The sequence below is a fragment of the Chryseobacterium sp. VD8 genome (genome assembly GCF_037149975.1).
GTDB lineage: Bacteria > Bacteroidota > Bacteroidia > Flavobacteriales > Weeksellaceae > Chryseobacterium > Chryseobacterium indicum.
The window spans coordinates 1-11,244 of record NZ_JBBCQL010000151.1 but is presented as its reverse complement, the minus strand read 5'-3'; the positions used below and the strand labels follow the sequence as shown (position 1 = coordinate 11,244).

Annotated in this window: 10 protein-coding genes; all 10 read right to left on the bottom strand. The window is 31.1% G+C overall.

From position 1 onward, the window contains the following. Window positions 1–115 precede the first annotated feature (115 nt). The gene (locus WFK35_RS15415; RefSeq protein WP_336733344.1) at window positions 116–1,321 is read right to left on the bottom strand and encodes a glycosyltransferase family 4 protein; all 1,206 of its coding nucleotides are present in this window, start codon (window positions 1,319–1,321) and stop codon (window positions 116–118) included. After that, on the bottom strand, window positions 1,321–2,457 hold the full coding sequence (gene wecB, locus WFK35_RS15410; RefSeq protein ID WP_336733343.1) for a non-hydrolyzing UDP-N-acetylglucosamine 2-epimerase: 1,137 nt from the start codon (window positions 2,455–2,457) through the stop codon (window positions 1,321–1,323). Before wecB ends, WFK35_RS15415 begins: the two co-directional genes overlap by 1 nt. A gap of 80 nt (window positions 2,458–2,537) precedes the next feature. Next, window positions 2,538–3,656 (bottom strand): polysaccharide biosynthesis C-terminal domain-containing protein, encoded by a 1,119-nt coding sequence (locus WFK35_RS15405; protein ID WP_336733342.1) that lies wholly within the window; start codon window positions 3,654–3,656, stop codon window positions 2,538–2,540. Further along, window positions 3,653–4,081 carry a WxcM-like domain-containing protein gene (locus WFK35_RS15400; RefSeq protein WP_336733341.1) on the bottom strand — a complete coding sequence of 143 codons (429 nt, stop codon included), beginning with the start codon at window positions 4,079–4,081 and terminating at the stop codon, window positions 3,653–3,655. The genes WFK35_RS15405 and WFK35_RS15400 overlap by 4 nt, the downstream gene beginning before the upstream one ends. An 8-nt stretch (window positions 4,082–4,089) precedes the next feature. Next, entirely contained in the window at window positions 4,090–5,124 is a 1,035-nt protein-coding gene (locus WFK35_RS15395) for a polysaccharide biosynthesis protein (RefSeq protein ID WP_336733340.1), read from the bottom strand. 10 nt (window positions 5,125–5,134) lie between these two features. Further along, window positions 5,135–6,142, bottom strand: a complete 1,008-nt coding sequence (locus WFK35_RS15390; RefSeq protein WP_336733339.1) for a glycosyltransferase — start codon at window positions 6,140–6,142, stop codon at window positions 5,135–5,137. Beyond that, complete coding sequence (locus WFK35_RS15385; RefSeq protein WP_336733338.1) at window positions 6,139–7,206, bottom strand: glycosyltransferase; 1,068 nt, start codon at window positions 7,204–7,206, stop codon at window positions 6,139–6,141. Before WFK35_RS15385 ends, WFK35_RS15390 begins: the two co-directional genes overlap by 4 nt. Before the next feature lie 403 nt (window positions 7,207–7,609). Further along, on the bottom strand, window positions 7,610–8,560 hold the full coding sequence (locus WFK35_RS15380) for a glycosyltransferase family 4 protein (RefSeq protein ID WP_336733337.1): 951 nt from the start codon (window positions 8,558–8,560) through the stop codon (window positions 7,610–7,612). A gap of 48 nt (window positions 8,561–8,608) precedes the next feature. Then, window positions 8,609–9,679, bottom strand: coding sequence for an EpsG family protein (locus WFK35_RS15375; RefSeq protein WP_336733336.1), 1,071 nt, complete (start codon window positions 9,677–9,679; stop codon window positions 8,609–8,611). Window positions 9,680–9,693: 14 nt separating this feature from the next. Beyond that, on the bottom strand, window positions 9,694–11,034 hold the full coding sequence (locus tag WFK35_RS15370; RefSeq protein WP_336733335.1) for a hypothetical protein: 1,341 nt from the start codon (window positions 11,032–11,034) through the stop codon (window positions 9,694–9,696). Between the last annotated feature and the right edge of the window lie 210 nt (window positions 11,035–11,244).

The following is an 11,244-nucleotide window of genomic DNA, read 5'->3' as shown; positions in this document are numbered from 1 at the left end:
ATATATAATCTGCATTGGAAGTTCCAAAGGTCTTTACTTCAAAATTTTTCTTCTGAAGCAAAGGAATTACATTTTTCCCCAAAAAACCGTTGGCTCCTGTGAATAGCACTTTCATTTAAATAATATTATAAAATTTATTCAGTATGATCTCTTCTGAAAATTTTTCCTCTGCTACTTTTCTTGCTTTTTGTTTCATTATTTCTAATCCTTGAACAGACGTTTCATCGAAAGAATTAAAAAAATCCAGAATGTTCTGTTCTTCGAAATGCTGAAATGAATACCCTATATTTTCCTCTCTTAAAAGTAAATCTATTTCGCTGTTTTTTTCTCCAACATATAAAACCGGTTTTCCGGCAGCTAAAATATTGTATGTTTTTGAAGGAACTCCCAATCCGAACATTTTAGGCGCTAAACTTACAAAAGATACATCTGCCTTGTTTAATATCTGAAGCTGATCTTCTCTTGAATAAGCCCCATCAAAGAAAACATTGGTCAGTTGATTTTCTTTTACATATTCTATCATGGTGTCTTTAACAGCACCTTCTCCTACAAAATGAAAAGCCAATCGGTCGTTTTTCACTTTTTTTATAATATGCAATAATTCAATTAATCCCTGAACTCTTCCTAAATTTCCGGCATACTGAAAGATGATCCTGTCTTTTAAAGATGAATCCTCATTAAGTACTTCTTCTTTTAAGAGCGGATAAATACCTTCCGTATCTCCCCAGTTTTCAATGATCTCAATTTTCGAATGGCGGTTATATTTTCTGATTTTAGCTTCAATAACTTTCTGCATATCTCTGCCTAATGTAATCAGCAGATCAGCTTTTGAATACGCTTTATCAAAAATACTTCTGAGAACTCTGTATAATACTGACTTTTCAGATTTAATAATTCCGGCAGGAATAGTATTTTCGGGAAAAACATCATGAACCAGAATAATTAATTCAATTTTTTTTAATCTTTTAAGGATTGAAACAAGCAGAATTAAAGGCGCCGGATTTGTAACCATAAAAACCTTTTCTCCCTTTTTAACGTTTTTCCAAAGATAGAAAAAGATAGAAAGAGACAGAAAAACAAACCTTAAAGATCTGCTCAACAGACTGTTTTTGTTTCCGCCCCATCCTTTTATTCTGTGAACATTTACGCGAGAATCCAGACTAAAATGACTGCTTTTCTTTTGCTTGTCATACACAGGATCTCCGCAAACAACTTTTACATCATACTTTTCCGAAAGTCTGTTTGCTATTTTTGTGAGAATAAAAGAAGTTGAAGTTTCTTCAGGATAAAAAAGTTCGGTTGCGATCCAGAGATTTTTCATTATTTTTTGCTCCAAACAACTCTTTTAACGTAATCTGTATAACTCAGAATAATTCTTACCATTTTCTCTGAAACATTTGGCATTGAATAATCTGAAACCGGTCTGTAATTTCTTTCTGTTCCTACTTTCTGCTGCTGAAGCTGCGTTAATCCCTGTAAGATTCTTTCCGGAGATAAACCGACCATCATTACAGATGCTTCTTCCATTGCTTCCGGTCTTTCGTGTGCATCTCTGATATTTAAAGCGCGGAAATTTAAGATGGAAGATTCCTCTGAAATAGTTCCTGAATCTGATAAAACCGCATAACTTCTCATCTGTAACGCATTATAATCATGGAATCCAAGCGGTTTTAAGAACTGAATTTCCGGTCTTACCTCAACCTGCTTTTTATCGATCATATTTCTGGTTCTCGGGTGTGTGGAAACAATGATCGGATAGCCAAATTTTTCTGCAATGGCATTTAAACTTTCTATTAATCCGTTGAAGTTTTTCTCAGAATTAATATTTTCTTCTCTGTGAGATGATACCACAAAATATTTTCCTTCTTCTAAATTCAGACGGCTTAAAACATCTGAACTTTCGATCTGAGGAAGATAATGATTCAGCACTTCAAACATAGGAGAACCCGTTTTGATGATTCTGTCCGCAGGAAGCCCTTCTCTTAAAAGATATTCTCTTGCGATGTCTGAATACGTTAAATTAATATCTGCAGTGTGATCTACAATTTTCCTGTTGGTTTCTTCCGGAACACGCTGATCGAAACATCTGTTTCCTGCTTCCATATGGAAAATAGGAATCTGTCTTTTCTTGGCAGGAATGGCACAAAGACAAGAATTGGTATCTCCTAAAACCAAAAATGCTTCAGGCTGCAATTCTTCCAAAAGAGGATCTATTTTAATTAAAATATTTCCCACCGTTTCTGTTGCCGTTTTACCTGCTGCTTCCAGAAAATAATCCGGTTTACGAAGTCCCAAATCTTCAAAAAAGATCTGGTTCAGCTCGTAATCGTAGTTTTGACCTGTATGGACGATAATATGTTCAATGGCTTCGGAAGCATCCAAAGCTGATAATACTCTTGATAGTCTAATGATTTCCGGTCGTGTTCCTACAACCGTCATTACTTTTAGTTTTTTCATTGTATTTTTTTTGCCTTTGCAAAGATAAATTTTAATGTCTGTTTATTCGAGAAGCCCGTTAAGTTTATAATTAAATATTATTAAACTTCCACAAAATAGGTATCTGAATCTTCCGGATTAAAGGGTTCATTGATCCAGAAAATAGTGTACAGTTCTTCTTCTCCGATGTTTTTAATATTGTGGGTATACCAAATCGGCATATCTACATAAGCAGGTTCGTTTCCGTCTAAGTAAAAATCCAGAACCTCATCGCTGTCTATTTTTCTTAATTGAATAAGAGCCTTTCCTTTAATTACCGCAAATCTTTCAATTTTTCTTGTATGAAAATGGTTTCCTCTGGTAATTCCCGGAACAGTAGTGGAAAAAGAACACTGTCCGCCGATTCCCAAACGAATTACTTCCACAAATGCTCCTCTCGGATCGGTGTGCTGTGTAAATTTTACGGGATAATGATTTTTAATATCAAAATAACAGCGGAATGTATTAAAAAGATTAAGATCGAATTTCGTTTCCAACACCGGAATTTCTCCGTTATCAAAATACAGTTTTTTGTAATTTTCAAGTTTAGCTAAAACTTCAGAAACTTTATTTACGGATGTGTGAGGAACTTCATATAATTCGTTGGTTTCTGCAACTTCAATCTGATTGATGATTTCCTGAACAAGTTCTCCGACATAGATTAATTTTACTTCTCCATCATTATCAATCACAGGATTTTCGCCGTGGGTAAGTTTATGACAGAATGTTGCGATGAAAGAATTGTAATTCGGTTTTCCAAAAGGTCCGAAAACGTTAGGAATAATCATCCCTGTAAATTTACCTCCATTGTTTTTTGCCCAGTCTGCAAATAATTCTCTGCCTTCTTTTTTAGATTTACCGTACAGATTATCTCTTTCTTCCTGAGAAGATGATGAGAAAAGAACGTGTGCTTTTGATCCTGTTCTCTGTAAAGAGTCTGTCAGTTTTTTAACAAGCTCTACATTATTATTGAAGATTACTTCCGGATCGGGATGACGATTCATCGCTGCAAGATGTACAATGACATCACATTGCTTTACAAAGTCGTCCAGTTTTTCAGGAGATTCGAAAAAATCTCTTTCGAAAGAAATTCTTTCAAATTTTTCAGGCTGTAAGCCCAAAGTGTTATATAAATGCGAACCAACGAAGCCGTTCTGTCCGGTAATTCCTACTTTTTTCATTGCTGTAAATTTTTAAAGTAATCAATAGAAAACCGATAATCATCTTCTATTTCTCCCAAAGCATAATCTGCCATTACCAATAATTTTGATCCTTCCACTTTGGATTGAATGGCACTTGCATATCCTTGTGGAATATGAAGAATATCCAACTGATCTGCATGAAGTTCAAATTCCAAAATTTCTGAATCTTTTGAGGGTGTTTCCCAATGATCAATTTTTATTAATCTTATGATAAAGATTCCCTGTAATGCAGAGAACCATCGCTGTTCAGTTTTGTGACCTGTCCAGCCTCTTATAAAATCTGTATCTTTATTTTCGATACAGTATATTCTTTTAATTGCCGAAACATCAAAGTTATTGTTAAAAAACAAACTGCCTCTTTCGTCAGAATATTTTCCTCCTTCTATGATTGCAGGAATAGCCATAATAAAAATTAATCAGGATATTGCATTATATCTTCTCCCAGAACTTCTTTTCTGATTAAAGGGAGTTTTAATAAAAGTTTCTTCATTCCTTCAACATCTTCCTGTTTTGTATTGTGAGAATGGTAGTCTTCTATTTTGGAAATATCTTCTACCCCTTCTGAAAAATACTGTGCGTAATTAAGATCTCTGTTATCGGCAGGAATTCTGTAAAATTCTCCCATATCTTCTGCTTTCAGCATTTCCTCACGCGTACAAAGGGTTTCGTAGAGTTTTTCACCGTGTCTCGTTCCGATTACTTTTACCGGATTATCGGCTTTAAACATTTCTTTCAAAGCCTGAGCAAGATCTCCGATGGTTCCTGCAGGCGCTTTATTAACGAAAAGGTCTCCTGAGTTTCCGTGTTCGAAAGCAAAAAGAACTAAATCTACCGCCTCCTCTAACGACATTAAGAATCTTGTCATACTCGGATCTGTAATGGTAATGGATTCGCCATTTTTAATCTGTTTTACAAATAACGGAATTACCGATCCTCTTGAAGCCATTACGTTTCCATATCTTGTAAGGCAAACTGTTGTATTTTCCAGATTCCGTGATGCGGCAACCGCTACTTTTTCCATCATTGCTTTGGAAATTCCCATTGCATTGATAGGGTATGCTGCTTTGTCTGTACTTAGACAGATTACTTTTTTCACATTATTTTTAGTTGCGGCATCAATTACGTTTTGAGTTCCTTCCACATTGGTTTTTACGGCCTGCATCGGGAAAAATTCACATGAAGGCACCTGCTTAAGTGCAGCGGCATGAAATACATAGTCTACTCCTCTCATTGCAGGTTCTACACTTCTGTAATCTCTTACATCTCCGATATAGAATTTCAGTTTATCGCTTTTAAACTGGTTTCTCATATCATCCTGCTTTTTCTCGTCACGGGAAAAAATACGGATTTCTCTGAAGTGATCTGTATTGATGAATTTTCTTAAAACAGCCGTTCCGAATGAACCTGTTCCACCTGTGATAAGAAGGACTTTATTTTGTATTTCCATAATTTATATTTTAATGCAGTAAAGAAATTAATGTATTGATTTCATTCTTTACTTTAGACTCCGAGTTTATTGTATTTTTTTGCAAAGATAGTGATAATGCTTCAGTAATAGAATCTACTTCTAAAGGATTAAAAACCAGACTTGGCTTGCAGACTGCATAGGTATAAGGTAAATCTGCACCAATAACCTTACAGCCGTTTTCTATAGCTTCCACCAAGCCTAAACCGAAGCTTTCCGTAAGGGATGGGAATATGTGATATTCTGATTCCATGTATAATTGGCGTAAAGAATTTCGATATACAAATCCAATATTTTCAACAGGATATCCCTGATTTACTTTTTCATTAATTGAATTTAATATTTCAGAAGCATCATCAGGAATCGTTAGAATGAGTTTTCCTTTTTTGTGTTTATCATAAAATTTCGCGAATGCTTCAATCAGCCTAAGATGATTTTTGTGTTTTGACACATTGCTGACGTAAATATACTGATGCTCTTTTCTGATATTTGTTTTAACTTCTGAAGTGAAAGGAGGATAAAAGGGAATGACCAAAATATTACTTTCCGGAATCGCATATTTTTTTGACAGTTTTTCTTTAACCAACTCTGTCTGAACCAGCCAGTAATCTGTATTTTTTTTGAAAGCATTCAGAAAACGTGTTTTGATGTAGTATATCTTTTTACTTATAAAAGACATTTCTTTTGGAAGATCCAAAAATAACAGCTGATGAAAGTAGGTATAAACTTTAGCGGAAGTTTTAATATTAGGAGGAAGATTTCCGAAACACAGTATCGAAGAAAACTTATTTTTATTTTCTTTGTAGAAGTTTCTTCTTTTTATTAAAGAAGCCTTTAAGTATATTACTTTATTTTTTTTTAACTGTAATTTTTCTTTCTGAATACGTTCATCCAAAAGATAAAAAGCTTCTTTATCGGTTTTCTCCAGTTCTTCAATAAGATAATCTAACAGAACTTTCCCACCGCTGTTGTTGATGTATAATGCGTCTATTAGTATCATGAAATTACCTGTAATAAATTTGCTATTGATGTATCCTGCGTTATAGAGTTACCTAAAATTCTGCTATTGTAAGAAAAATTCATAAGTTCTTCATCTGTTTTACTGATGAGTTTCTCAATAGCATTTTTTAGTAAAGTTGTATCTGGCTTTACTTTATAGCCGTTATAATTATTAATTACAAAGTGAGGAGATGCACCGCATACATCTGTACAAATAATAGGTAAACCAGCTGAAGCTGCCTCATGCAGAACTAATCCCCATGATTCTGAAATGGATGATAAAACAAAAGCTCCTGAATTTTGCATCTCAAGTAATAAATCTTTTTGATTCATATAATCTTTTATTACTACGTCATTGCATTTATCTATTTCACTTTTCAAATCACCTTTACCTACAAAAACTAATTTCCAACTTTTTTTATCCTTGATTTCTTCCCAAGCATTTAATAATATTTTTATTCCTTTCTCTTCCGAAAATCTACCAATATACAGTAAATTTCTTGGATATTCTAACTTTTTATTTTCGATATTCACCTTACTAAAATGTCTTACATCTGCGCTTAATGAGTTCATAAGAATTTTATTATTGGCAAAACCTAATTTTCTTGCATATTCATATTGTTGATAACCTGCAACCCATAGATGTGTAAAAGCCTTTGACAGATGAAAAGGACTAATCGCACTATTAATCTTTTGTGTAATTTTCCCATACCAAGGAGTATCAGATTGAGCAACAACAGGTATTTTTCCATCTTTGGTAATCTGTTTACAAACCCAAATAAATTCTTTTATCATCCAACCTGCAGTAACAATAAAATCCGGTTGAAATTTTTTTATCTTTTTTAAGATATCTTCTTTGGTAAACTGATTATATTGATAGGTTTCAAATTTTTTTATTTCAGGAATACTTTTATCAAAAAGAGCAGCGTGAAATGCTAAAACTTCACAATCTGTTTTTTCAATTAATTTTTTTATTGTGTTTTCCTGATGAGGAACATAATCAATAATTAAGAAAACTGCTTTCATTCTATTGCACTTTGTTTGAAGATTTTCATTACTTAACATTTTTGATAAATTTAGCAAGCATTCTCGCATAAAGGATCTTCCAATAAATATTTATGTTCTGGAAAACACTTTAGCTCCGGCAAAATAGTTGAATCTGCACATATCCTGCTTTTATTCTATCATAATAAAATAGCTATTTTTACCTGTAATTTTTGAACTAGTATCTATAACAGGAAATCAGTACCATATCACGCTTGAAGCAATATCTATTTTATTTCTAATTGTAATTTTTATATTGATTTTGAACCAAGAATCAATATATCCATTCTAATCCAAACATTATCACTTATAAAATTACCTTCTCATAAAATATTAAAAAACAAAATTTAACTTTATCTTATCTTTTACCCTAACTAATCTAAGTATTTTATTTTTAATACGCCCGAACTTTATTATAGTATCATTACTTCTTGTCTAACATCATTTTATAATAATCAATATATTTTTCGGCAATTATTTCCGGAAAATACTTTATTACATTTTGATGCCCTAATTTTAATAATTTATTTCTCAACTCCTGATCAGAAATTATATCGTTAATGGCATTTCTTATTTCTTCAGTTGAGTTTGGATTGACAAGGATTGCTCCATCTCCAGCAACTTCTTTCATGGGACTCATATCAGATGTTATAACACAGCACTTCATCGCCTGCCCTTCTAGTATTGGCAATCCGAAACCTTCATACAATGAAGGAAAGCATAATATATCAGAAATTTTATAAGCTTCAATTAATTCTTCTTCAGTTGCTATTTCATAATTAATATAATCAATATTATTATCTTGTAAAAATTTCATTACTTCGGAAGATAATGAGCCAATAATAATTATTTTAACATCAATGCCAACGATAGCCTGTAAAACTCTGTATAGGTTTTTTTTAGGATAGAATCCATATGCTAGAATTACTGGCTTTGAATTGGCTGGTTTTACAAAATTCTGATAAGGTATAGTAAGACAATTGGGTATTACTGTTATTTTATTTTCAGCCCATGGAAACAGTTCTACTAATTCTTTTTTTGATTTTTCGGAAATTACTGTAATATATTTTAATTTTTTCAACGGTAAGTAAAACCAAAGAAGTTTAAAAAGATATTTTTTTAATCCACTGAGTTCTGAAATATTTCCGGCATCGTGTATGGTAAGAACTGTATTTTTTCTTTTTAACAAAAATACAGACCAATGTATAGCTCCTGTAATATGGTTTATCTCATTTTGATTTTTTCTAAAATAAAGGTTAGTTCTAATAAATCCGAAAAATGAAAAATTTGGATCTACCTCGTAAATATTTTTTGTATCTATCCCTTTATTAATCATTTCGGCGCTGAGTACAGAAAATAGTTTTGCTATACTCAAGAATTTTGGATTTGGGAATCTAAGAAAAAAAGTGACTTTCATATGATTTTAAAAAGAAAAAAATAAAGTTTTAAAAGGAACAAACGGTCGTGGATCAACAAAAACATATCTGACAAATTCCATCCCTGCGAACAGAAGTAAAAAAATTAAATAAAGATTTTTTCTACCCATTTTATTCATAATCGGAATCAGACAGACATATAAAATAACCTCTAAAATTATAAAATATACAGAAACCCTGGAACTCATATACTCTAACTTTCCAAAAAAGAATACATAAGTTGTCAATGAAAAAAACAACGTGTTTAATAATAATTGATAATAAGATTTATCCTGTAAAAAATTTTTATATCGAATCATAAGAAATATAGGTAAACCTCTCCTTACAATTCCGACTATAAACATATAATAGTTTGATTGCATTTTTGCAAATCCAATATTATAACCTTTAATAATATTTACTATTTTTTCAGGAGCAAAATTACTAATTACAAAATTAAATATTGTAAAATTAATACCCGTGATATTAAATAATAATAAAGCAAATAGTGTAACAATCCAAATTTTATGATTTATCCTTCTATCTAAAAAAACCAAAAAAACATAGATAAATGCCGAATAGTGAAAAAAAGCAGCAATTAAAATAAAAAACAGATATGATATTTTCTTTTCCTTTAAAAAATAGATATATGCAAAAAAGCCAATTGCAATTGCTAAAAGCTGTCGGTTACTCCCAAAAAGTCCAACTGTACAGGCAAATACAAGTAATAATGCAGTTATTGGGTATTTAGTAATTTTATTAAAAGAAAAATAATATAAGCTATAAATGACAGAATAATAAAAAAACAAAAAAAACGGATAGCTGAAATTCAGAACATTTCTGAAAAAATAAACTGAATATTTATATAAAAATTCATAACGATATCTTGTATCATTTAAGTTAAAGAACTGGTAATGATTATAGGTATTCCAAAAGTCAATACCTGAATCAAACTTAATAGATTCCAGCAAGACAATAGAAAAAAGAGAAAATACAAACAATGCCCAATGAAAATTATATCTTCTCTGGTGTTCTAGTATTGTAAACAATAAGAGTAAAAAAAATAAAATAATTATCATTATTTTTAAAATGATTATTTACTGCTAACTTTTTTAAAAAATATTTTTGAAAAAAAATAATACACTATAATCATTTGAAACAAAGTTGCAATAAAAAAGTACACATCCTGCTCTATAATTATACTTTTTATTAGAACCTGGGAGTAAAAAACAAAATAAAACATGCTCCCTTTAGATGGAAGGAACTGTATTATATTTAATACTATTGAAAGAATAGCAATGTGTAAAAAGACAAAAATAATCCCCCCTTCCAAATATGCCCATCCATATACGGTTGGTGTAGGTGAATTCTTAATTCCTCTAACAATCATCTGCTGAAGATGTAATCCATTTTCTTCAGAAGGCTTTGAAGGTATAAAAATTCTGGGAATCATACTTACAGGTAAATAAACAAAACGCTCCATGTTTTTATAAAAATTCCAATCTGGCTCGTTTTCAACCGAAAATAATAAGTAAGAAAACATAGATATCCTGTCTGAGTAATTGTTTGTACTTTTATTCAAGCTACCTGAAAAATCTATATTCATTGTTTTTACAGCTGCTATTTGCATTGCTGCTATTTTAGAACTGTTATTTGCTAAAGCGTCACGATAATTACTATTAAAAGGATACAACACCGTTAAAAATAAAGCCAAAGGTATAATTACCTTTAGAGGAATCCCTCTTCCTGAGGCTAAGAAAGGTATTAAAAACAATACGATTCCGAAGATTAATATTCCCTTCATACCAGCTGCCAAACCAAAAACTATATAAAGAATATTATATAATTTAAAACTATTAGAAAATAATTTTGAATTATTGCCTGACATGTATCTTATAATAACATAGGTAAAGTAAAAAAGGGGAGAAAAATAGTTGATAATCTGAATCAAGAAAGAATAAGTTCCTGATGCTGCCTCTCCGTCTGATCCATACCCTATCACACCCGTTAAAAGTAAAAAGTAAGACAGCACCATAAAAATAATGGAAATATAAATAAATATTTTTTCATTTCTTAATACATAATTATATTTTAAACTAGAACTTGCTGTTTCCTTTATATTTTTAAAATTAATGATTAAAAAAACAAAATCAATAAAATTTATTGTGAGCAGTCCAACAAATATAACGACTAAAGTATCATATATGTAAGAGATATTAACGTAGACTTCACCGTAAATGCCTACATCCTTTAAATCAAATTTGTCTGAAACAAGATAATAATTTAATATAAGATATAAAAATGTCGAGAATTTAACCCAGTCCGTAAGTCTTGGTCTTCCAAATTTATACCAGGAAAAAGTAAACGGAAATAATGAAAGAAAACTACTTAAAAAAGCAATAATTAATTCAAAAAAAACCTCTCTATTTTTCACTACATCATAAAGATATATAGATCTGACTATAATGATCAGAAAAATAAATACATTTAACAATATAAAACTGGTCTTGCTTAATTTGAATTTTATCACTTTAAGATCGGGAAAATTTATTAATATTTACTATTGATAGCACGTTTATTGGAAAAATAGGATCTTATATTTTCCTTTATAAAAACAATGTTTTCCTGCATGGTATATTTTAAA

Coding starts and splice junctions, on each gene's coding strand:
- WFK35_RS15390 (WP_336733339.1), bottom strand. CDS start 6,142: ATGATACTAATAGACGCATTATACATCAACAACAGCGGTGGGAAAGTT.
- WFK35_RS15375 (WP_336733336.1), bottom strand. CDS start 9,679: ATGATAATTATTTTATTTTTTTTACTCTTATTGTTTACAATACTAGAA.
- WFK35_RS15385 (WP_336733338.1), bottom strand. CDS start 7,206: ATGTTAAGTAATGAAAATCTTCAAACAAAGTGCAATAGAATGAAAGCA.
- WFK35_RS15415 (WP_336733344.1), bottom strand. CDS start 1,321: ATGAAAAATCTCTGGATCGCAACCGAACTTTTTTATCCTGAAGAAACT.
- WFK35_RS15405 (WP_336733342.1), bottom strand. CDS start 3,656: ATGAAAAAAGTAGGAATTACCGGACAGAACGGCTTCGTTGGTTCGCAT.
- wecB (WP_336733343.1), bottom strand. CDS start 2,457: ATGAAAAAACTAAAAGTAATGACGGTTGTAGGAACACGACCGGAAATC.
- WFK35_RS15395 (WP_336733340.1), bottom strand. CDS start 5,124: ATGGAAATACAAAATAAAGTCCTTCTTATCACAGGTGGAACAGGTTCA.
- WFK35_RS15400 (WP_336733341.1), bottom strand. CDS start 4,081: ATGGCTATTCCTGCAATCATAGAAGGAGGAAAATATTCTGACGAAAGA.